This is a genomic window from Terribacillus sp. JSM ZJ617 (assembly GCF_044383785.1).
In the GTDB taxonomy this organism is placed as follows: Bacteria; Bacillota; Bacilli; order Bacillales; family Amphibacillaceae; genus Terribacillus.
In genome coordinates, this window is sequence record NZ_JBISEQ010000001.1 from 672045 (window position 1) to 693937 (window position 21893).

General features: G+C 45.2%; 20 protein-coding genes. 18 read left to right on the forward strand and 2 right to left on the reverse strand.

Annotated elements, in window-relative coordinates; translation table 11 throughout:
* Positions 1 to 197 precede the first annotated feature (197 nt).
* On the forward strand, positions 198 to 2156 hold the full coding sequence (locus ACH6C1_RS03300) for an ABC transporter permease subunit (RefSeq protein ID WP_374074600.1): 1959 nt from the start codon (positions 198 to 200) through the stop codon (positions 2154 to 2156).
* A 49-nt stretch (positions 2157 to 2205) separates the two neighbouring features.
* Positions 2206 to 2706, forward strand: coding sequence for a YwhD family protein (locus ACH6C1_RS03305; RefSeq protein ID WP_374074602.1), 501 nt, complete (start codon positions 2206 to 2208; stop codon positions 2704 to 2706).
* A 41-nt stretch (positions 2707 to 2747) separates the two neighbouring features.
* On the opposite strand, the gene ACH6C1_RS03310 is transcribed toward ACH6C1_RS03305, so the two are convergent.
* On the reverse strand, positions 2748 to 4649 hold the full coding sequence (locus ACH6C1_RS03310) for a transglycosylase domain-containing protein (protein WP_374074604.1): 1902 nt from the start codon (positions 4647 to 4649) through the stop codon (positions 2748 to 2750).
* A 43-nt stretch (positions 4650 to 4692) separates the two neighbouring features.
* On the opposite strand from ACH6C1_RS03310, the gene ACH6C1_RS03315 reads away from it, so the two are divergent.
* The 4 genes from ACH6C1_RS03315 to argS all read left to right on the forward strand — a co-directional run bounded on the left by ACH6C1_RS03315 (position 4693) and on the right by argS (position 7956).
* A complete protein-coding gene (locus tag ACH6C1_RS03315; protein WP_374074606.1) occupies positions 4693 to 4833 on the forward strand; it encodes a hypothetical protein in 141 nt (46 codons plus the stop codon).
* 132 nt (positions 4834 to 4965) lie between these two features.
* On the forward strand, positions 4966 to 5793 hold the full coding sequence (gene speE / locus ACH6C1_RS03320; RefSeq protein ID WP_095220968.1) for a polyamine aminopropyltransferase: 828 nt from the start codon (positions 4966 to 4968) through the stop codon (positions 5791 to 5793).
* Between the two features lie 55 nt (positions 5794 to 5848).
* On the forward strand, positions 5849 to 6289 hold the full coding sequence (locus ACH6C1_RS03325; protein ID WP_095220967.1) for a YwiB family protein: 441 nt from the start codon (positions 5849 to 5851) through the stop codon (positions 6287 to 6289).
* The gene (gene argS, locus ACH6C1_RS03330) at positions 6286 to 7956 is read left to right on the forward strand and encodes an arginine--tRNA ligase (RefSeq protein WP_366247811.1); all 1671 of its coding nucleotides are present in this window, start codon (positions 6286 to 6288) and stop codon (positions 7954 to 7956) included. Before ACH6C1_RS03325 ends, argS begins: the two co-directional genes overlap by 4 nt.
* Positions 7957 to 7998: 42 nt before the next feature.
* Here argS and ACH6C1_RS03335 read toward each other — a convergent pair whose 3' ends face one another.
* Positions 7999 to 9186, reverse strand: coding sequence for a phospholipase D-like domain-containing protein (locus ACH6C1_RS03335; RefSeq protein ID WP_374074609.1), 1188 nt, complete (start codon positions 9184 to 9186; stop codon positions 7999 to 8001).
* A gap of 275 nt (positions 9187 to 9461) precedes the next feature.
* Here ACH6C1_RS03335 and rsgA point away from each other — a divergent pair, with 275 nt between their 5' ends.
* The 12 genes from rsgA (at position 9462) to prmC (ending at position 21815) form a co-directional block, all read left to right on the forward strand.
* Complete coding sequence (gene rsgA, locus ACH6C1_RS03340) at positions 9462 to 10520, forward strand: ribosome small subunit-dependent GTPase A (protein ID WP_374074611.1); 1059 nt, start codon at positions 9462 to 9464, stop codon at positions 10518 to 10520.
* A 109-nt stretch (positions 10521 to 10629) separates the two neighbouring features.
* Complete coding sequence (gene rpoE / locus ACH6C1_RS03345; protein WP_095220959.1) at positions 10630 to 11175, forward strand: DNA-directed RNA polymerase subunit delta; 546 nt, start codon at positions 10630 to 10632, stop codon at positions 11173 to 11175.
* A gap of 179 nt (positions 11176 to 11354) precedes the next feature.
* Complete coding sequence (locus ACH6C1_RS03350) at positions 11355 to 12962, forward strand: CTP synthase (RefSeq protein ID WP_374074615.1); 1608 nt, start codon at positions 11355 to 11357, stop codon at positions 12960 to 12962.
* A 142-nt stretch (positions 12963 to 13104) separates the two neighbouring features.
* Positions 13105 to 13482 carry a response regulator gene (locus tag ACH6C1_RS03355; protein ID WP_176465610.1) on the forward strand — a complete coding sequence of 126 codons (378 nt, stop codon included), beginning with the start codon at positions 13105 to 13107 and terminating at the stop codon, positions 13480 to 13482.
* Positions 13483 to 13604: 122 nt separating this feature from the next.
* Positions 13605 to 14468: a class II fructose-bisphosphate aldolase gene (locus tag ACH6C1_RS03360; RefSeq protein ID WP_095220953.1), complete on the forward strand. Its 864-nt coding sequence runs from the start codon at positions 13605 to 13607 to the stop codon at positions 14466 to 14468.
* 324 nt (positions 14469 to 14792) lie between these two features.
* Positions 14793 to 15434, forward strand: coding sequence for a fructose-6-phosphate aldolase (gene fsa, locus ACH6C1_RS03365; protein ID WP_374074618.1), 642 nt, complete (start codon positions 14793 to 14795; stop codon positions 15432 to 15434).
* A gap of 62 nt (positions 15435 to 15496) precedes the next feature.
* A complete protein-coding gene (locus ACH6C1_RS03370) occupies positions 15497 to 16783 on the forward strand; it encodes a UDP-N-acetylglucosamine 1-carboxyvinyltransferase (protein WP_095220951.1) in 1287 nt (428 codons plus the stop codon).
* A gap of 478 nt (positions 16784 to 17261) precedes the next feature.
* Positions 17262 to 18548 carry a transcription termination factor Rho gene (rho, locus tag ACH6C1_RS03375; RefSeq protein ID WP_093880588.1) on the forward strand — a complete coding sequence of 429 codons (1287 nt, stop codon included), beginning with the start codon at positions 17262 to 17264 and terminating at the stop codon, positions 18546 to 18548.
* A gap of 135 nt (positions 18549 to 18683) precedes the next feature.
* A complete protein-coding gene (locus tag ACH6C1_RS03380; protein WP_038564035.1) occupies positions 18684 to 18929 on the forward strand; it encodes a type B 50S ribosomal protein L31 in 246 nt (81 codons plus the stop codon).
* 188 nt (positions 18930 to 19117) lie between these two features.
* A complete protein-coding gene (locus ACH6C1_RS03385; protein WP_095220949.1) occupies positions 19118 to 19687 on the forward strand; it encodes a thymidine kinase in 570 nt (189 codons plus the stop codon).
* Between the two features lie 192 nt (positions 19688 to 19879).
* Positions 19880 to 20950, forward strand: coding sequence for a peptide chain release factor 1 (gene prfA, locus ACH6C1_RS03390; RefSeq protein ID WP_366247804.1), 1071 nt, complete (start codon positions 19880 to 19882; stop codon positions 20948 to 20950).
* Positions 20931 to 21815: a peptide chain release factor N(5)-glutamine methyltransferase gene (prmC, locus tag ACH6C1_RS03395; protein WP_374074623.1), complete on the forward strand. Its 885-nt coding sequence runs from the start codon at positions 20931 to 20933 to the stop codon at positions 21813 to 21815. The genes prfA and prmC overlap by 20 nt, the downstream gene beginning before the upstream one ends.
* Positions 21816 to 21893: the final 78 nt, after the last annotated feature.

The window sequence follows — 21893 nt, forward strand, 5'->3', positions numbered from 1 at the left end:
TACTGTGGTGCTGATCCATATTTAGATGGCTTACATGCAGAAGGGCTTATTGAATTGTGTCTTTCTGCCGAATATTAGTCCATTTTTGCACATTCCTGTTTAGTAATCTTACATTTTTGTATATAATTAACAGAAAATTATAATATAATAGAATTTTGAAAAGGCACTGAATTTCATGAGGAAGAAGAGTGGGATGAATGCGAGCTGTCTCTTTTGTAGGTTATCTGTTTGTTGGTTTGGTTGGACTTATCATGATAAGCTGTGTCCCATCAGTATTCATGCCGGATTCATCGGGATATTTCCGTGCGGTTGCTGTTTTAGTTGAGCAAGTACTAGACCCTTCCCGTTGGGTATATGATCAAGGGTATGGACGGGTTTATCCATTATTCGATTATCTTGCTCCTGCGATGTCGTATTCCATGACAATCCTGTTTGGAGCATTGTTGACTGGATTTATTGGAGGGTTGCTGTTTGCAGTCGTTTCTTGTCTGCTGCCAAACAAACTCGTCTTCCCATTTAAGCGGCTGGGTTATGTGCTTGAATCCATCCCGGATGTCATATTAGCTTTCGGTATCCAATTATTTGTTGTTTTCTTTTATAAACAATTCGGGTTTTTATTATTCCGTTTCAGCTCTGTAGGACAAGAAGAAATCTATGTTCTGCCGATTCTGATATTAGCGATTCTGCCTTTTGTAACCTTCTACCGCATCGTACTGTCTATGCTGGAAGAGGAGCAGCAAAAGGACTATGTACTATTAGCAAAAAGTAAGGGGATAGGAAGAGAGGCTATTCTATTCCGTCATGTCTTACCGAATATCCTGCCATCTGCTTTCCTGCATACAAAGGTCATTACTTGGGCTACGCTCTCAGCACTGCCAGCGATTGAATATTTAATGAATCTGTACGGTATTACAAGTATTTTGAAAGAGATGCTGCTGCAGCCTGTACAGAGTATCATTTTTTTCTTTATCCTAGCAGCATTCTTTGTGCCATTCTATTTCATCTATTCCATTGCTGAAATGATTTTCGGGGGAAAGTCAGGAATCTCCTCCGCACCTGCATGGAAGGCGGCACCGCTGTTTGGGACAAGGGGCAATGGAAACCGCATACCATTCGCTAGAGTTTCACATAATCAAAAAATCTATCGAAATAAAAAGTTCATCGTGGGTTTCGCGTTGATTGCCTTGCTGTTTATCGGCAGCTGTATATATACGCTAGCAGCGGATCCTGTTATCAATGTGGATCAATATCAATATGATGATGCGGGTAATATGGTACAAAAAGCGCCGTTTGGACCGGGAGAAGACTATTTGCTGGGAACGGATCGACTGGGGAGGCATTTGGATGATGTGCTGTTGGCAGGTGCTAAGTATACAATCGGATTCGCTTTGCTGGTCGCTGTATTGCGGATCGGAGGTGGGTTCTTACTTGCTATTCCCTACGTCCTGCTAATGCCAGCAAGGATCCGGAAGTTCCTGGACCAACTGGCGGATGGATTACATTATGTACCGCAGTCTTTGTTAGCGATAATGCTTTTAACGCCAATTATTGCGCCGGACTCGATGCTGTCATTTCCAGAGAAGATCATATGGCAAATAGTGATTCTGTTCCTGTTAGTATTACCTCTAACTACCATACTGTTAGGAAAGGAAATACATCAATCCCTATCGAGTGCATACGTAACAAGTGGAGTTGTCCTTGGAGCGAGCCGTTTGCAGCTTTTAAGAAAACATGTGTGGCCGCAGATCAAAATTAGAAGTTACATCCTTTTCGGCCAGCAAACACTTCAAGTAATAGTCCTATTCATCCATTTAGGTGTGTTTCAGTTATATTTCGGCGGTACGGTGCCTGGGGAAGAGGGCTTCTCTGGTTCTCCAGCCACTAGTGAATGGTCTTCTCAGATTTCCTTTCTCCGCTATATGCTAATGACGGGGCAAGGTTTTTATACAATCAGTATCTTACTGGCATACCTGCTATTGATTGGCTGTGTTCAACTGATGGTGGACGGATTGAAAGAGGTTGAGTTAAGGAGACTCGGGATTAATCTTCCAAAGAAAGAAAAGATATCGAAACCAATTCTGACCGAAGCTGCCGCATCAACTGTCGTCTCAACCAATGCTTTCCGCTTCCATGATGAAACAATTGAATTGAAGTAATAATCCGACACATGCTACTATAGAAGCAAAAGTCGAGGGAGCGGTATACGTGGAAAAGAAGAAAAATAATGCTTTCACGATCATGAAAGATGATTCTACAGATGGTCACGGGGGATATGGGGTCGGTTCCATCAGTCTGGAAAATATGAGTCCGGTCATCGTTGATCCGCACGAGAAAACAGCGTACGTGGACATGGCGGCGATGCACGCCCGCAGTCAAGTAGAAAGACGCGTGCGTTTCCAGCATGAGAAGGATAAGGTACAAGACGGGAAGCTGTATTGGATTGTCTGGGTAACCGTGCAAAATGGCGGGGATGGCCCTTATTATTTTGGAGCTGCTGCCAGCGAGATCCTCGTCGATCGGCCGAATCGTATCGCCTATAAATCAATGCCGGAGCATGTGAAGCATATGGAGCAGTCCATGAAAGGGAAGTACGTGCTCGAGCATATGGATGAGCTATCAAAGGGATTGCTGCTGGATTTCCTTAAGGACTATAAGCCGGAATTCTGGAGCAGGTCACCGAAGGATTTAGAAAATCAACTGCAATAAATGAAAGCCGCTGTCCTCAAGGAGAACAGCGGCTTTTCCTATTAAAACAGCCAATCGAACCAGCGTTTCCGTCTATTCATCGGTTCTTCCTGATCTTGCCGGAGAGGAAACTCATCCAAATCAGGCCGGCAGTATAGCTTTGGCTCCGTCCCTCGTACAAAGTAAGTGAATCGGCGCTTTTCACAATACGACGTAGAAAGGAAGCCGGAATCAGGATCAACAAACACACCGCGTACGCCTGCAGGAGGGCGGAATGCTTTGATTGGTTTGCCCTGATGGGCTGCTTCCATAAAGCCTGCCCAAATTTCCTTGCTGTAGGCCAATTCCTTTACTTTCTCCATGGAGCGGTTGTCATCATAGCCGGTCCAGACCGCTGTCACTAAGTCAGGGCTGAATCCGACCATCCAGCTATCCGTCGTTGTCGTTCCAGATTTGCCTGCGTATGGCCGGCTCAGCTGATCCTTGATCGATGCTCCTGTGACGCGCATATAGCTGCTAAGCGAATCATCGAACATACCTGTCATGAGATCCGTGAGCACGAACAGTCTTTTTTTATCCAGCTTGCTTTTGGTTTTCTGCGGTTTATGCGTATAGATAGTCTTCCCGTTGCGATCGACGATTTTTTCAATCGTATAGCTCTCTATCTGTTTACCGCCGTTGGCTATCCGGCTGTAGGCAACGCCCATTTCTTCAACAGATACCGGCGAAGTTCCGAGGGCTAGGGACGGTACCGCCTGTAAATCACTTGTGATTCCAAGCTTCTTGGCATCCGCAGCGACTTTCTCCGCGCCAACCATTAAATTCGTCTTCACCGCATAAATATTATCCGACATCGCGATAGCTTCTGCCATCGTGATTTCCTCATTTGCATAATAGCCATGAAAATTACCAGGAGCATATTCGCCGCCCTCTGGCAGCTCAAAGGTCGTTTCTTCGCTTCTTAACTGTGTCATCGGTGTAAAACCATTTTTCAAGGCAGTGTAATAGACAAAAGGCTTAAACGAGGAGCCCGGCATACGTTTACTAGTAGTAGCTCTGTTATATGTGCTCATCTTGTAATCTGTTCCGCCGACCATAGCTGTAATTGCACCAGAATCCGGGTCCATGGCAATGGCTCCTGTCTGCAGTTCTGTATCAGCCGGAATCGTATCGGCTATTTGCGTCTCGAGTTTAAGCTGGTGGTCAGAATCCATCGTTGTATAGACATGATATCCAGAAGCTACAGCCTCATCCTTATCCATACCCAGAACCTGGGCTAATTCATCTGTAATATAGTCCTGAAAATAACCGGCACGTCTAATTGTTTCCCGTTCCTGTTCTGTCGACAGAGACACAGCGGGAAGTGATTCGGGTTCTGTGATATAACCTGCATCCTGCAGCAGTCCGTAAATATATTCCTGCCTTTCATCAGCAAGCTCTTTATTTTGGAAAGGAGAATAGTAGGACGGCCCCTTTGGTATACCGGCAAGCAGTGCGGCTTCAGCAGCTGTTAAACTGCCGGGATCTTTATCCATATAATAATCGCTCGCTGCTTGGATACCATACATCCCATGCCCGTAATAAATCGTATTAAGATACCCTTCCAATATTTCATCCTTCGTGTAAAACATTTCTAAGCGGATACTGTATATTGCTTCCTTGAATTTTCGAGTCCATGTCTTATCATTCGTTAAGTAAAGGTTTTTGGCATATTGCTGGGTGATGGTACTGGCTCCTTCCACCTTGGCGCCAGCCTTGATATCTGACAGGGCGGCAGCAAATATGCGTTTCCAGGCAAAGCCATGATGTTTGTAGAAATTTTTGTCTTCTGCCAAGATAGTCGCATGAATCAAATGCGGAGAAACTTCGTCTAAGGCGATCCAGCGTTTCTGTGTGTTGCCATACTGTTCACCGAGGATTGTGCTGTCGTTCGCATAGAATGTTGTACTCCATTTATTTGTCATCGCCGGAGGGCCCATCAGATAACAAATGAGGAGCAGTCCGCCGATGGCAGTTATCATGCTTCCAAGAATGACAGCTGCCAGCCTTTTGGGCCGGAGCCACCTCTGCCATCTGGCTATCGGAATCCGAATCAAATCTATCGCCTGCTTCCTTCATGGTGTCAAAAACAGTATCGTCATCCAGTAGGATAATAAACGTTGGAAAGGGTTGCTTTTTTTCGGAATTTCTCTATAATTTGATTGTTTAAAGCTATAAAAATGACTAACACTAGTTGCGAGATGTTAAAGGATTTTACACATAGAGGAGTTTTGACAGCTAATGGAACTTTGGTATACAGAAAAACAGACAGACAGCTTCGGTATCACAGCAAAAGTGAAGCGTTCCCTGCACAGTGAGCAGACTGATTTTCAGAAATTGGACATGCTCGAGACGGAAGAATGGGGCAATATGCTGACATTGGATGGCATGGTCATGACTACAGAGAGGGATGAGTTTGTCTACCACGAGATGGTTGCCCATGTACCATTGTTCACGCATCCGAATCCGGAGAACGTGCTGATTGTAGGCGGAGGAGATGGCGGTGTCATCCGTGAAGTACTCAAGCATGACAAAGTGAAAAAAGCGACGCTTGTTGATATCGATGGCAAAGTTATCGAGTATTCCAAGAAGTTCTTGCCTTCCATCGCAGGTAAAATGGATGATCCGCGTGCAGATGTGCGCGTCGGTGACGGTTTCATGCACATTGCTGAAAGTGAGAATGCCTATGATGTCATTATGGTCGACTCGACAGAACCAGTAGGACCAGCAGTCAACCTATTCACGAAAGGCTTTTATGCCGGGATTGCTAAAGCACTCAAAGAGGATGGCTTGTTTGTTGCGCAGACAGATAATCCATGGTTCAAAGCAGACCTGATTTCACAGGTGTACAAAGATGTGAAAGAAATCTTCCAGGTTACGGAGCTGTATACGGCGAATATCCCTACTTATCCAAGTGGTCTGTGGACGTTCACGATGGGCAGCAAGGTGCATCATCCAAAAGAAGTGAAAGCAGAACGGTTCCAGCCTATCGAAACGAAATACTATACACCAGAGCTGCATCAAGCTGCTTTTGTACTGCCGAAGTTCGTACAAGATCTATTGAAATAAAAATGGAGAGGCGCTTCCGTGGGAAGCGTTTTTCTTACTGAAAGGGGAGAGCTGCATGCGTCAAACGAAAATTCCGGTATGGATCGAGATGGATACGGCAATAACGGAGGAAGATGATACGGAGTATACAACTCTTAGGGCAGCAGGTACCTATTCCGCCAATGGGGGATTGACAGTCGTCAATTTCACAGAGGAATCCGAAGAAGTCGGGGAAACGAAAACTATGATTACGATCTCGACTGATAAGGTGAGCATCAAACGCTCAGGCGGATTTGATATGAAGCAAGTTTTCATAAAGAATCAGCCGACAGAGAACGTATACCGCCATCCTTATGGTACAATGCATATGGAAACAAGCACACACGCGATGACGTTCTCGCCGCTGGCAGCTGGAAGCCCGGCGGAACTTACAATAAGCTATACAGTAACTTTGAATCAGGTGCAGTCTAGAAGACATGCATTGACGTTGCGTGTGCAGGAGGAGAGTAACGGATGAATATCGTACAACAAACAGAACAAAAATTGAAAACGGCGATTCAGGAAGCTGTTTTGAAGGCTGGTTTGGCTGATAAAGAGACAATTCCTGCTGTCATTTTAGAGCAGCCGAAGGATAAAGCGCATGGCGACTATGCAACGAATATCGCAATGCAGCTTGCTCGAGTTGCGAAGAAGGCACCACGCGCCATTGCAGAGGATCTGCAGAAGAACTTCGATTACGACCAGGCACCTGTGGAAAAGATCGAAATCGCTGGACCAGGATTCATTAACTTTTTCATGCGTAACAGCTATCTTGGCGAACTAGTATCTACTATTTTGGAAGCTGGCGATGATTTCGGACGCACGAACGCAGGTAAAGGAGAAAAAGTCCAAGTTGAGTTTGTTTCGGCGAACCCGACAGGTGACTTGCACCTTGGACATGCCCGTGGTGCGGCGGTAGGCGATTCTCTTTGCAACATCCTCGATGCAGCAGGCTATGAGGTTGGACGCGAATATTATATAAATGATGCTGGTAATCAGATCGATAATCTTGCACGCAGTGTACAGGCACGTTATCTGCAAGCACTTGGACAAGATGCTGAAATGCCGGAAGATGGCTATCACGGTAAGGATATCATCGGAATTGGGAAAGAGCTTGCCGAAAAGCATGGAGATAGCTATGCGTCTAAACCGGAAGAGGAGCGCCTTGCTTTCTTCCGTCAGTATGGTTTGACTTATGAGCTGAAAAAGCTCGAGAAGGATCTTGCTGATTTCCGTGTTCCGTTTGATGTGTGGTACTCAGAAACTTCTCTTTACCAAGACGGAAAAATCGATACAGCATTGGCAACACTTCGTGAAACGGACTATGTCTTTGAAGAAGACGGCGCTGTCTGGTTCCGTTCGACAGATTTCGGTGATGACAAGGACCGTGTACTCATCAAACAGGATGGCAGCTATACGTACCTTACTCCGGATATCGCCTATCATAAAACAAAACTTGATCGCGGATTCTCGAAACTGATCAACGTATGGGGAGCCGATCACCATGGCTACATCCCGCGTATGCGCGCTGCTATCCAAGCACTTGGCTATGATGCTGATACGCTGGAAGTTACGATTATCCAGATGGTGAACCTGTTCGAAAATGGCGAAAAGGTGAAAATGAGTAAACGTACTGGAAAAGCAGTTACACTGCGTGAATTGATGGAAGAAGTCGGTATTGATGCGATGCGTTACTTCTTCGTCATGCGTTCCAGTGATTCTCATCTTGACTTCGACATGGATTTGGCGAAATCCCAATCCAATGAAAACCCTGTTTTCTACGTACAGTACGCATATGCCCGGATCAGCACGATGCTCGCGCAGGCTGCTGATAAAGGATTCCAGACAGAAGGAGCCTACGATGCGAGTCTTCTGACTGCTGAGAAGGAATTGGATCTCCTAAAACGTCTTGGGGAATTCCCTCAAGTAGTGACAGATGCAGCTGAAAAACGTACGCCGCACCGTATAACGCAATATGCCTTTGATCTGGCTTCTGCACTCCACAGCTTCTATAATGCGGAGAAGGTATTGAACCCGGATAATCAAGAGCTGACAAAAGCTCGGATTGCGTTGATGAAAGCAGTTCGGATCACAATCAAAAATGCATTGCGACTCATCAGTGTGGAAGCACCAGAAAAAATGTAAAAAATAAAAAAGCCTGTCAGCGACAATGCTGGCGGGCTTTTTCTATAGGTAATTCCGTAATGGCCTAAACAGAATGCCGGTAACCTTAGCGATCCAAGGACGTTTTTGAATCGTCTTGATGGTTGCTGGAATACTGGATTGTTCATCTTTTTTCCAAAGAGCAAGCAGCTGGGCGTAAAAGAGGTCGTTTTCCCTGATGGTCACAGTAAGCTCCTTGTTAATCAGCAGGCTCCGACCATCAAGATTGGCGGAACCGACAGCGCACCATACACCATCGCTAAGCAGGATTTTCGCGTGATAGAAGCCATTATAATATAAATTGATTCGTATGCCATGCTGCAGCAGACGCCTTGCAAAATGGAAGGACACTTGATTGACAACATAATGATCCACCTTGGACGGAAGCATCAATCTTACATCGACACCCCTATCTGAAGCTCGCTTGAGGGCAGCTTCTACGCGTCTGGTCGGTGAACAATAGGGTGTTCCAATGTAAAGATATTCCTTTGCTTGATGAATCTGATGAAGCAGCCAGTCTTCATAGCCATCAGCTTCTGTAATTACTACTTCTATCTGGGCGCCATCGAGTGCAGGAGCTTGCTTAGGCAGTACGTGAAATGGATCACCCCAATCGGAAGCAAATAGCTGTACAAATGTGTAGACCGCTTCGCCTTCGAGCTTCACAACACAATCACGCCAGTAACCGAACCGGGGCTCCTTGCTCAAGTACTCCTTGCCGATATTGAATCCACCTATATAGACACTTCGCTGATCGATGATGGTGACTTTCCTGTGATTACGGAAATTCAGGTTATACAGAAGATAAGGAAAGCGTGGTGTATTAGCAAATCGGAGCATTACACCAGATTGGCGCAGACGCAGCCGTTCCTTCCGTGGCAAGCGATAGCCTCCGATTCTGTCCAGTAAGAAACGGATTTTGATTCCTTCCTGTGCGCGTTTTTGCAGTAATTCTGTCAGCTGTTGTGTAGGTTCGTCCCATTTCACAAGAAAGAATTGAATATCAACAGACTGCTGTGCAGCTTTTACGTCACGGATCAGTGCCTCGAAGAAACTGACTCCATCATCTAACGTGGAAACAAAGGCATGTTTATCGCCGACCAGCCGATTGACTGCTTTTCTTTTGCTGTACTTCCTGCCAAGCGACAAGTCCACCCATAGGAGAACTATTAGGAGGAACAGGAGAGCGAGCAGGAGGAAGAAGACATACATATACCGATCTCCTTTCCTAAGGTAATAATAGGCTTTACAAATATAGCCAATATCATGTATCATAAATACAAATCAAAGCGAACGGTAAAGCCGGACGCAGAAAGGGATGATGATTATGTTGACATTTACGATGACTCCAAAGCCGTCCGTCACTACGCACATCCCTTCTGCTTGTCTGGAATAGCGGATATTTCTGCTATTTAAACTTCTAGTGGGAGGGCTGTGCAAACAGTCCTTTTTATTATGGCCAAAAAAGATCCCACTAGGAGGAAAATATGAACGAAGCATGGAATTTATTAGGATGGAATGACCAATTGGAAGCAGCAAAGCAAGCATATGATAAGGCTTGGACGCCTGCACGTATCGTGCTTGAGCATAAACATATGTACAGAGTGCTGGATGACCGAGGAGAGATGCTGGCAACACCGTCAGGGAAGTTTCGGCAAAATGGGGATTTCCCAGCAGTCGGGGATTGGGTACTGGTAGATGCCCGGCATGAAGAAGGGAAAGCTACGATACACGTCTTGCTGCCAAGAAAAAGCAAGTTTTCACGGAAAGAAGCAGGAACGGTAACCAGGGAACAAATCGTTGCTGCGAATGTCGATTATGTTTACTTGGTTATGGCACTGAATCAGGATTATAATCTTCGCAGACTGGAACGCTATTTATTGGCTGCTTATGATAGCGGAGCATTACCAGTCATCATTTTAAGTAAGGGTGATCTGTGCCAGGATACAGAAGGAAGATTGAGCGAAGTCGAAGCAATAGCTCCGGGGGTTGACATTTATGTCACAAGCGCAGTTGACAGAAGGGGTGTCGATGCGATTAGAAGGCAGCTTACAGCAGGAATCACTGCCGCTTTCCTCGGATCCTCAGGTGCAGGGAAGTCCACTCTCGTCAACATGCTGTATGGAAAAGAAGTACAGCTGGCAGGGGAGATCAGGGAAGATGATGGAAAAGGCAAACATACTACTACGCATCGTGAGCTTGTACAGCTGCCCGGCGGCGGGATGATCATCGATACACCTGGTATGCGTGAGCTGCAGCTATGGGATCAGCAGCAGACTGGCGTGTCAGCAGCATTTTCCGATATCGAGCGATTTGGTGAGGTGTGCCGTTTCCGTGATTGCACACATAAGAACGAACCTGGCTGTCGTGTGCAGGAGGCAGTACAGACTGGTGAGATAGAGCAAGAACGGCTTAACAGCTATTTCAAGCTGCAGCGGGAGCTTCAGTATCTTGATAGAAAGTCCTCTGCCAAAGCCCAGCTGGAACAGAGGAAGCAGTTCAAGCAGCTGTCTAAAAACGTCAAACAAGTTAAAAAACGCCGCTGATCTGAAGAAATATTGCATTTTGATAGGCCTGGCAATATAATGTAAGGTATGGTTCTAAAACGGTAGACGTGAACATAACCAACTTATTGACAAAGGGAGTGCTGTGACAGTGGGTTTGAAAGAATACAGCCAAGAAGAGCTTGCTGATTTTTCCCTCGTGGAATTGACGAATCTGATTCTCGAGGAAGAAAACAAAGCAACCGATTATAAAGATTTATTCAATAAAGTAGCTGACATCAAACAATTGAGCTCCGATCAGCGTGAAGAATACTTGCTTCAGTTCTATACGGACCTGAACGTAGATGGCCGTTTCATGACAGCAGGATCCAATCTTTGGGGACTGAAAAGCTGGTATTCAGTAGATCAATTCGACGAAGACGTTACAGTCGAACCAACGAAGAAAAGAAAGAAACGTACTGCGGATGAAGATGAGGATCTGGATGATCTTGAAGAAGACTTCACTTTGGACGAAGAAGGCTTTGATGAAGATTACGGCGATGATGAAGAAGACGATGATCTAGCTGATGATGACGTAGCCGAAGATGATTACGAAGGCGATTATCAAAGCGATGATACAGACGAAGAAACTCGTGAAATCGTTGGAGAAGACATGCAGCTGACTGGTGACGAAGACGACGATGAGGAAGACCGCTAAGCGAATATATTCGCTGAATGTTATTGACTTTACACTAGAGAATCAGTAATATTTTATGTGGGCTCTTTAATTGTCCGAAGACGCGTTCCCTTAACAAAGGGAGCGCTTTTTATTTTTTCTTAAACTTTTTTTAAGGACATGGGTATTCTATAAATAAATGCTAGAAAAGAGGGATTGCGTTGACAAAGTATATCTTTGTTACAGGAGGAGTAGTATCTTCTCTGGGGAAAGGCATCACAGCGGCATCACTTGGCCGTTTGTTGAAAAATAGAGGTTTGCAGGTGACGATCCAGAAATTTGATCCATATATCAACGTGGACCCAGGAACAATGAGTCCATATCAGCATGGAGAAGTCTTCGTCACGGAAGATGGAGCAGAAACGGATTTGGACCTTGGTCACTATGAACGTTTCATCGACATCGATTTAAATAAATATTCAAACGTAACAACTGGTAAGATTTATTCCACTGTGTTGAAAAAAGAACGCCGCGGAGATTATCTTGGCGGTACTGTCCAAGTCATCCCGCATATCACGAATGAAATCAAAGACAAAGTATTCCGTGCCGGTAAACAAACGAACGCAGATGTTGTCATCACGGAAATCGGTGGAACCGTAGGGGACATCGAGTCGTTGCCGTTCTTGGAAGCAATCCGTCAAATCAAATCCGATATCGGACGTGACAATGTGATGTATCTGCATTGTACGCTTGTGCCTTTCATCAAGGCAGCTGGAGAATTAAAAACAAAACCTACACAGCATAGCGTTAAAGAACTTCGCTCGCTTGGTATCCAGCCGGATGCAATCGTTCTACGTTCTGAAATGGCTATCAGCCAGGATATGAAAGAAAAAATCGCATCTTCCTGTGATTTGGAAGTCAATGCAGTTGTTGAATGTATTGATGCAGATACACTTTACGATGTACCGCTTGCCTTGCAGCGTCAAAACCTGGATCAGTTTGTATGTGATCACTTCAAATTGGAGTGTCCGCCAGCTGATATGACAGAATGGTCCGCGATGGCAGCGCATGTAACAAATCTTAAGAAAACTGTCCGAATTGCATTGGTAGGTAAATATGTGGAGCTGCAGGATGCGTACATTTCTGTTGTGGAATCTTTGAAGCATGCAGGCTACCCTTATGACACAGATATCGAAGTGAAATGGATCAATTCCGAGGATGTAACAGCTGATAATGCAGAGGAATTGCTCGGCAATGCTGATGGTATCCTTGTACCTGGAGGATTCGGTGATCGCGGTATTCAAGGTAAGATTGAAGCAATCCACTATGCCCGCACAAGAAAAATTCCGTTCCTTGGCATTTGTCTTGGCATGCAGCTGGCAACTATCGAGTTCGCACGTAATGTTTTGCATCTTGAGGGTGCACATTCCAGTGAGATCGATCCGCTTACTCCGCATCCAGTTATCGACTTGCTGCCTGAACAGAAGGACATTTCCGATCTTGGCGGTACATTGCGTTTAGGCGTATATCCTTGCCGTCTGCAGGAAGGCACGAAAACAAAAGAAGCTTATGGCAATGAAGATGTTATTTATGAGCGTCACCGCCATCGCTTCGAGTTCAATAACCAGTATCGTGTACAAATGGAGGAAAAAGGCTTTGTCTTCTCCGGTACAAGCCCAGATGGACGCCTGATTGAAACTATTGAAATCAAGGATCATCCATGGTTCATCGCTTCTCAATATCATCCGGAATTCAAGAGCCGTCCGAACCGTCCGCATGCTTTGTTCCAAGGCTTTATCGGAGCATCTTTACAGCATAAAGAAGGCTGATTGATACGACCGTATACAATATTTTGAGTGGATAAGCAGGAATTTGGAGCTTTTTACTAGAAAAAGGTGTAATTGGGTCACAGCAGTGAACATTATGTCGAAGCGAGCAGCTGCTTGCTTCGTTTTCTAGGGGGAGATGCGGATGAATAAGCGCGTGTTGATCGTGGATGACCAGCCAGGTATCAGAATATTGCTGGAGGAAGTCATCCGGGAAGAAGGACATGAAGTGATTTCCGTCGGCACGGGAGCAAATGCTCTTGATCAGATAAAAAGACAGAAGCCGGATTTACTGCTGATTGATTATAAGCTGCCGGTGCTGGATGGACCAGCGGTACTGGACAGGCTGAAGGAACAGGGTCTGTCTATCCCGACAATCATGATGAGCGGATTGGCGGAGGAAGCAGAAACTTTCCTGCAGAATTATGACTTTCTAATTTGTGTGCTTGCTAAGCCTTTCGACATACTTAATGTGCGAAAAATGGTGAATCAAGTATTAAAACAAGGGTCGAATCTGGTATAAAAGTGCGGGAAATGTTGCACCATGACGGGTGAGTTGGTATTCTTATGTATGGAAGCGATAAATACACGACTTCACATAGATAGTTGCCGACCGTCGTGCAAATTTGAAGGAGGATTTTTGTTATGCCTTTAGTATCAATGAAAGAAATGCTAGATGTAGCAAAAGACAATCACTATGCTGTAGGACAGTTTAACATCAACAACCTTGAGTTCACACAAGCAATCCTGCAAGCAGCACAGGAAGAAAGCTCTCCTGTCATCCTTGGTGTATCCGAAGGTGCAGCGAAATATATGGGTGGCTTCAAGACAGTAGTATTGATGGTTAAAGGTCTTATGGAAGACTATAACATCACTGTCCCAGTAGCAATTCACCTTGACCACGGTTCCAGTTTTGAAACATGTGCGAAAGCGATCCACGCTGGCTTCACTTCCGTAATGATTGATGGTTCCCACCATCCTTTGGAAGAAAACATCGCACTTACGAAGAAGGTAGTTGAGCTTGCACACTTCCACGGCGTATCTGTAGAAGCTGAACTTGGCCGCATCGGTGGACAAGAAGACGATCTTATCGTAGACGATGCAGACGCAGCGTATGCGATTCCTTCTGAATGTAAACAACTAGTGGAAGAAACTGGCGTTGACTGCTTCGCACCTGCGCTTGGTTCCGTACACGGCCCTTACAAAGGCGAACCAAACCTTGGTTTTGACCGTATGGAAGAGATCTTCAATACAACAAGTCTTCCATTGGTATTGCACGGCGGTACTGGTATCCCGACAAAAGATATCCAAAAAGCAATCACGCTTGGTACTTCTAAAATCAACGTGAACACAGAAAACCAAATCTCTTCTGCTAAACGCGTTCGTGAAGTATTGGCAGAAAAACCAAATGAATACGATCCTCGTAAATACCTAGGACCAGCTCGCGAAGCTATCAAAGAAACAGTAATCGGCAAAATGCGCGAATTCGGCTCTTCAGGCAAAGCGTAAGCATATCAAAATAAAAAAGAAAACTGACCAATATGGTTGGTTTTCTTTTTTTTATTTAAACGAAAAGCAAAAAAACGTTCAGAAACAAGAGGCGAAAGCATAATCTCCTTCGTACTCAGCATCTTCGAAGGGTTGATTTAGAAAGCTCATAAGGTTTAGGAATGGGAAAATCGGTAACTTAACCTGTAGAGTGGAGTTACAGGAGTATGTACCTCCTGCATACAGCGCCGAAACCGAAGAAATTTACCGTAAGCTCATTTAATCCTTTGCCATATGAGGGAGTCCTGCATAAACTACTTCGGAATTACTTAAGGAGTGGAACAAATGAAGTTCTTTGTGGATACTGCGAACTTGGAAGAAATTAAGCTAGCCAATGCACTTGGTGTACTATCCGGGGTGACAACGAATCCGACGCTGGTGGCCAAAGAAGGTATATCATTTCACGATAGGCTGCGGCAGATAACGGAAGAGGTGTCTGGCTCTGTCAGTGCGGAGATTGTTTCCGAACAAGCAGATGAAATGGTGGAAGAAGGCAAGGAGCTTGCTAAAGTTGCCCCTAATATTACCGTGAGTATTCCAATGACCCTCGAAGGAATGAAGGCAGTTAAGGTTTTATCCGAGTTGAATATCAAGACGAATGTGACACTTATCTTTAACGTGAACCAAGCATTGCTTGCGGCACGTGCTGGGGCTACATATGTCTCGCCATTTATCGGAAGACTGGATGATATCGGGCATAATGGGATGGACCTGATTGGTACGATTGCGGAGATTTTCGATCGGCATATGATCCAGACGAAAATCATTGCAGCCTCCATCCGGCATCCGATTCAAATAACAGAAGCCGCTCAGCAGGGAGCGCATATCGCGACCGTTCCTTTTGATGTCCTGCGGAAATTAGTAGAGCATCCGTTGACAGATGCAGGTATCCAACGATTTCTTGCAGACTGGAACAGTCGTATATAGTATAATTATGGTAAAATAGAGGAAACTAACGTTGCTGTTATCCTAAATGTGAGGAGTTCCTTATGCAGAAAATACTAGTAGAGGGCGGAAACCTTCTTAAAGGAAAAGTGAAGATAAGCGGAGCGAAAAACAGCGCAGTAGCATTGCTGCCAGCTGCGATACTGGCTGAATCCTCCGTTTCGATAGAAGGGCTGCCCGAGATATCAGATGTTGAGACGCTGAGTCATTTGCTTGAAGAAATTGGCGGCAAAGTATCTAAAACCGGTCAAACAATTACGATTGATCCTTCCGCAATGACGTCCATGCCTCTTCCGAACGGAAAAGTGAAGAAACTCCGGGCTTCCTATTATTTCATGGGTGCGATGCTCGGACGGTTCAAGCAGGCAGTCATCGGCCTGCCTGGCGGCTGTTATCTTGGCCCTCGACCTATTGATCAGCATATCAAGGGCTTTGAAGCGTTAGGAGCTAAAGTGACGAATGAGCAAGGTGCAATCTACTTGCGAGCGGATGTGCTGCGTGGAGCGCGAATTTATTTGGACGTTCCAAGTGTTGGGGCTACGATTAATATCATGCTTGCCGCGGTGCGAGCCGAAGGGAAGACAGTAATTGAGAATGCAGCCAAGGAACCAGAAATCATTGATGTAGCGACGCTTTTGACGAGTATGGGCGCAAAGATCAAAGGTGCTGGAACAGATGTGATTCGTATCGAAGGTGTCGATCATCTTCACGGCTGCCGTCATACCATCATCCCTGATCGAATCGAGGCTGGTACGTATACAATCCTGGCTGCTTCCCAAGGGGAAGAAGTAGTTATCGACAATGTCATTCCGCAGCATCTGGAATCCTTGCTAGCCAAGCTGCGGGAGATGGGCGTAGAGATTGTAGAAGGGGAGGAACAGCTGACAGTCAGGCCTGGAGCCAGACTGAATAGTGTCGACGTAAAGACACTGGTTTATCCGGGCTTCCCGACTGATCTGCAGCAGCCTTTTACTGCTCTCTTGACCAAAGCACATGGTACTGGTGTCATTACGGACACCATCTATCAGGCACGTTTTAAGCACATTGATGAACTGCGCCGGATGAACGCCCAGGTAAAGGTAGAGGGAGGAGCCTCGATCGTTACTGGTACTGTTAAGCTGGAAGGAGCTAAGGTAAAAGCGAGTGATCTTCGGGCAGGGGCAGCACTTATCATTGCTGCCTTGATGGCGGATGGAGTGACAGAAATCACCGGCGTTGAACATATTGACCGCGGCTATGAGCGTATAACAGAGAAGCTGGTCGCACTAGGTGCCAATATTTGGCGGGAAGAGATGAGCGAGCAGGAAGTAGAGCAGTTTCAGAACTCTTGACCGGCTGCAGGGTAAGAGATGAAGAAATTTTAACCGATAGCTTATTCTTTATCTGTGCGGGCACCGCCCCGTAAAAGAAATCGAATCTTGTCATCTAACCTTCATCATGCAGAGACTGGCGTAAGCCAGTCTTTTTATATTTAAAAATTCCTTCGTTTCACGTGAAAAATACAGTTGAATATTCAAGTACGAAAATGTATGATTAGTTATGCTAAAAAACGCAGCAAGTTTAAAAAAGCTGTATTGTGGTAAAAAATGATAGTTATAATCTTCTATTCTAGTTATACACTACCATCCTTCCTTTTCTTCCAAGTGCTATGCATGGTCAAAAAGAATCCCTTGCAACCTCTTCGGTCATGAATGCCGGCCAATAGCTTGAATCAGATTCCACCAGTTTTGAAGCGCCAACGAAGGAAATGACAATAAACAGCCAAACAGATAAGGACAAGTCCTTAAATACAATAGGTGTGGTGATTTTGTGGCTGAACTATCTATTTCTCATCTAGAAACATTGACATTGAAAGAATTATACGCGATGGCACGCGAATACCGTGTTTCGTATTATGCGAAACTAACGAAACGCGAATTAATCTTTGCCATTCTGAAAGCACAGGCTGAAAAGGATGGTTTCCTTTTCATGGACGGTATCCTGGAAATCATACCATCCGAGGGCTTCGGATTCCTCAGGCCAATCAATTATGCACCAAGTGCTGAGGATATTTATATCAGTGCGTCGCAGATCAGACGCTTTGATTTGCGGAATGGAGATAAAGTTTCCGGTAAGGTTCGCCCGCCGAAAGAAAATGAACGCTATTATGGACTTCTGCATGTAGATGCGGTAAACAATGAAGATCCGGAAGTGGCGAAGGAGCGCGTGCATTTCCCTGCACTGACAGCTTTATATCCAGATAAGCAGATGAAACTGGAGACGGAGACTCGTAAAGTGTCTACACGTATCATCGATTTGATGACGCCAGTTGGTTTTGGGCAGCGTGGATTGATTGTAGCCCCTCCAAAAGCTGGGAAAACGATGCTGCTGAAACAGATTGCCAACAGCATCACAACAAATCATCCAGATGCCAAGCTTATTATTTTGCTAGTAGATGAACGCCCAGAGGAAGTGACGGATATCGAACGTTCCGTTCACCCGGATGTCGATGTTGTCAGTTCCACTTTCGATGAAGTACCGGAAAACCATATCAAGGTTTCCGAGCTGGTACTGGAACGCGCGATGCGCTTAGTTGAGCATAAAAAGGATGTTATCGTACTGATGGATAGCATTACACGTCTTGCCCGGGCGTATAACTTGGTTATCCCGCCAAGCGGACGTACGCTTTCAGGTGGTATCGATCCAGCAGCTTTCCACCGTCCGAAACGTTTCTTCGGTGCTGCTCGTAACATCGAGGAAGGCGGCAGCTTCACGATTCTTGCTACTGCGCTTGTCGACACAGGCTCCCGCATGGATGATGTCATTTACGAAGAGTTCAAAGGAACAGGTAACATGGAGCTGCATTTGGATCGTTCCCTTGCGGAAAGACGCATCTTCCCGGCAATCGATATGGTTCGTTCCGGCACAAGAAAAGAAGAATTGCTTGTCCCGAAAGGTCAATTGGATAAAATGTGGGCAATTCGTAAGACAATGCAGGATTCTCATGACTTCGCCGAGCGTTTCTTGCGCCGTTTGAAAGCATCTAAAAACAATGAGGAATTCCTTGTGAATATGGAAGAGGACATGAAACGAAAAGGCACGAATAAGCGCGTCTGATTACATGGATTTCCTCTTGCAATGGGCTAGACAGACTGTTATAATCACGTTATGTGAGCTTTCACGACAGTGTTATCGGTCTCTCACAATAAACTCTGTTTCCAAGGGATTCAGGGCAAAAAGGAGTGCTAACGCATGAAAGAACAAATCCATCCGAAATATAACAAAGTTGTATTTCTAGATACTAGTTCTGACTACAAATTCTTGACTGGTTCTACTCAGAGTTCTGACGAAACAATCGAATGGGAAGATGGCAACACTTACCCGTTGATTCGTGTGGAAATCAGCTCAGCTTCTCACCCGTTCTACACTGGTAAGCAAAAAGCTGACAAAGCTGGCGGCCGCGTAGATCGTTTCAAGAAGAAATACAACTTGAGCTAATAGCTTGAGATATGAAGAAGAAAACAGGCAAACACCCTTTGCCTGTTTTTTCTGCTTCTAACCCCTTTTTTAAAGCTTGCCATTACATGTACACTGACCATCCAGATATACATAAGTGGGATAGATATAGTATGGATAAAGATAGTGTAATGTGGCACTATCTTTTTTATTTGACAAGGAGAAATGACATGGCACAATTATTTTTCAAATATGGCGCAATGAACAGCGGAAAATCAATTGAAATACTGAAAGTGGCCAATAATTACGAGGAACAAAACAAATCGGTTCTTATCTTCACATCCGGCATAGATACAAGAGATGAAGTCGGCTATGTTTCCAGCAGGATTGGATTACGCCGAAAAGCAATTCCGATTTTCGAAGAAACCGACATCATGGAAATCGTCAAATCACACGAACCGACACCGCATTGTGTTCTAATTGATGAAGTGCAATTTTTAAGCAAAGAGCATGTGCTCCAATTGGCGGCCATCGTTGATACATTCAACATTCCTGTTATGGGCTTTGGACTGAAGAATGATTTCCAAAATGAGCTGTTCGAAGGAAGCCGTTATATGCTCATTTATGCGGATAAAATCGAAGAGATGAAAACAATCTGCTGGTTCTGTGAACGAAAAGCAACCATGAACCTGCGAGTCGACGATGGCAAGCCAGTGTATACAGGAGATCAGATACAGATTGGCGGCAATGACTCTTATTATCCTGTTTGCCGCAGATGCCACACCAATCCACCCCTGTGAAATGAACAAAAACTACATTATAGAATGAAGGGACTGGCAGAGATGAAGCGGCCAGATCCAGAATTCGATCAGTTTTGTGACATGATCATAGAGGCCCAAAAGAGAGCGGCTGAACAGATTCGCCAAAAGCTTAGCATGAATTGATAGGTTTGTTGGGAGAAGCTATAATAAAGCAAGGAAAGAGGTGTCGCTATGCTAGATCGTTTACAAGCACTAGAAGACCGTTATGAGAAACTCAATGAATTACTAAGTGATCCCGATGTGATCAGTGATACGAATAAATTACGTGAGTTTTCCAAAGAACAAGCAGGGCTGACAGATGTTGTGCAAGCTTATCGCGAATACAAAGATATAAGCGCACAAGTTGAAGATGCTAAGACCATGCTTGCCGAGGAGAAAGATCCGGAAATTATCGATATGGCCAAAGCGGAGATCTCAGAGTTGTCACCGCGACTTCCTGAATTGGAAGAGCAGATGCGCATTCTGATGCTGCCGAAAGATCCAAATGATGACAAAAACGTTATCATGGAAATCCGCGGAGCAGCTGGCGGAGATGAAGCAGCATTGTTTGCCGGTGATCTATATCGTATGTACAGCAGATATGCGGAAGCACAAGGCTGGAAGACGGAATTGATGGAAGCGAATTCGACTGGAGTTGGCGGCTATAAGGAGATCATTTTCATGATCAATGGTGCCAATGCCTATTCCAATCTGAAGTTTGAAAATGGCGCCCACCGCGTGCAGCGTGTTCCTGAAACAGAATCTGGCGGTCGTATCCATACATCGACAGCGACTGTAGTAGTTATGCCGGAAGCGGAAGAAGTGGAAGTAGACATTCAGGACAAAGATATCCGGGTGGATACATTCACATCCAGCGGTCCAGGAGGACAAAGTGTAAACACGACGATGTCTGCGGTCCGTTTGACGCATATGCCGACAGGAATCGTTGTTTCCATGCAGGATGAGAAATCCCAGATCAAGAACAAAGAAAAAGCAATGAAAATCCTGCGTGCCCGAATTTATGATAAGTTCCAGCAGGAAGCGCAGGCTGAATACGATGATGCACGGAAATCAGCTGTCGGTTCAGGGGATCGTTCTGAGCGTATCAGAACATACAACTTCCCGCAAAACCGTGTGACAGATCACCGAATCGGACTTACAATCCAGAAATTAGATCAGATTCTGGAAGGGAAGCTCCATGAAGTAGTCGATGCATTGATCATGGAAGAGCAGGCGAAGAAACTTGAGCAAATCGGAGAATAAGCAGTATCCGACTATCAGTCAGGCTTTGCAGGAGGCGATAGCATTCCTGCAAGCGCATCAGCGGGAAGAACGAGTTGCGGAATTGTTGCTTCTGTTCCATCTTGGCATTAATAAAACGGAGCTTCTGATGAATATGAGGGAAACGGTGGATCCTGTGCTTTATGCTGCTTTCCGAAAAGACGTACAAGAGCATGCAGAAACAGGAATACCACTCCAGCATTTGACAGGAGAAGAAGAGTTTCTTGGCCGACGCTATTATGTGAATCGGGATGTGCTCATTCCAAGACCGGAAACGGAAGAGCTTGTCCTTGGTGTAGAGAAAATGATCCAACAGCAGCTGACCGGACAGGATTTGACGATTGCCGATATCGGTACTGGCAGCGGAATTATAGCAACTTCCTTGAAGCTTGCTTTTCCTGCGGCTGAAGTAATAGCAACGGATATATCCGAGCGTGTTTTGCTCATTGCCAAAAGCAATAGCCGCACATTAGGGGCATCTATCAGTCTAAAGCAAGGAAGTTACCTGGAACCGCTCCGTCAGCTTGATAAAAAAGTGAATGTGCTTGTTTCCAATCCGCCATATATTGATGAAGCGGACAGAGAACATATGAATGACACGGTGAAAAACTTTGATCCAAGTCTCGCTTTGTTCGCTGACGATAACGGACTTGCGGCTTACAAGGAAATCATTAGCGGATTATCAGATATCCTCGCTTTTCCGGCTATTGCTGCCTTTGAAATAGGCTGGCAGCAAGGACAGGCTGTCCGTGATTTGCTAGTGGAGGAGTTCCCATCCGCAGAAGTGGAAGTACGACAGGATATCAATGGTAAGGACCGTATGGTGTTTGCTTGGATACCAGAATAAAAGAACTGTGCCCAGGCATAGTTCTTCTTTTGTGGAAAAAAACTAGATTCATAGGTTTAATTCCTCCCAGCATGTTCA

Excerpts from the sequence above, each read along its gene's own strand:
- ACH6C1_RS03300 (WP_374074600.1), top strand. The coding sequence starts at position 198 with ATGCGAGCTGTCTCTTTTGTAGGTTATCTGTTTGTTGGTTTGGTTGGA.
- ACH6C1_RS03310 (WP_374074604.1), bottom strand. The coding sequence starts at position 4,649 with ATGACAAATAAATGGAGTACAACATTCTATGCGAACGACAGCACAATC.
- ACH6C1_RS03315 (WP_374074606.1), top strand. The coding sequence starts at position 4,693 with ATGGCAGTTATCATGCTTCCAAGAATGACAGCTGCCAGCCTTTTGGGC.
- speE (WP_095220968.1), top strand. The coding sequence starts at position 4,966 with ATGGAACTTTGGTATACAGAAAAACAGACAGACAGCTTCGGTATCACA.
- ACH6C1_RS03325 (WP_095220967.1), top strand. The coding sequence starts at position 5,849 with ATGCGTCAAACGAAAATTCCGGTATGGATCGAGATGGATACGGCAATA.
- argS (WP_366247811.1), top strand. The coding sequence starts at position 6,286 with ATGAATATCGTACAACAAACAGAACAAAAATTGAAAACGGCGATTCAG.
- ACH6C1_RS03335 (WP_374074609.1), bottom strand. The coding sequence starts at position 9,186 with ATGTATGTCTTCTTCCTCCTGCTCGCTCTCCTGTTCCTCCTAATAGTT.
- rsgA (WP_374074611.1), top strand. The coding sequence starts at position 9,462 with ATGAACGAAGCATGGAATTTATTAGGATGGAATGACCAATTGGAAGCA.
- ACH6C1_RS03355 (WP_176465610.1), top strand. The coding sequence starts at position 13,105 with ATGAATAAGCGCGTGTTGATCGTGGATGACCAGCCAGGTATCAGAATA.
- ACH6C1_RS03360 (WP_095220953.1), top strand. The coding sequence starts at position 13,605 with ATGCCTTTAGTATCAATGAAAGAAATGCTAGATGTAGCAAAAGACAAT.
- fsa (WP_374074618.1), top strand. The coding sequence starts at position 14,793 with ATGAAGTTCTTTGTGGATACTGCGAACTTGGAAGAAATTAAGCTAGCC.
- ACH6C1_RS03370 (WP_095220951.1), top strand. The coding sequence starts at position 15,497 with ATGCAGAAAATACTAGTAGAGGGCGGAAACCTTCTTAAAGGAAAAGTG.
- ACH6C1_RS03380 (WP_038564035.1), top strand. The coding sequence starts at position 18,684 with ATGAAAGAACAAATCCATCCGAAATATAACAAAGTTGTATTTCTAGAT.
- ACH6C1_RS03385 (WP_095220949.1), top strand. The coding sequence starts at position 19,118 with ATGGCACAATTATTTTTCAAATATGGCGCAATGAACAGCGGAAAATCA.
- prfA (WP_366247804.1), top strand. The coding sequence starts at position 19,880 with ATGCTAGATCGTTTACAAGCACTAGAAGACCGTTATGAGAAACTCAAT.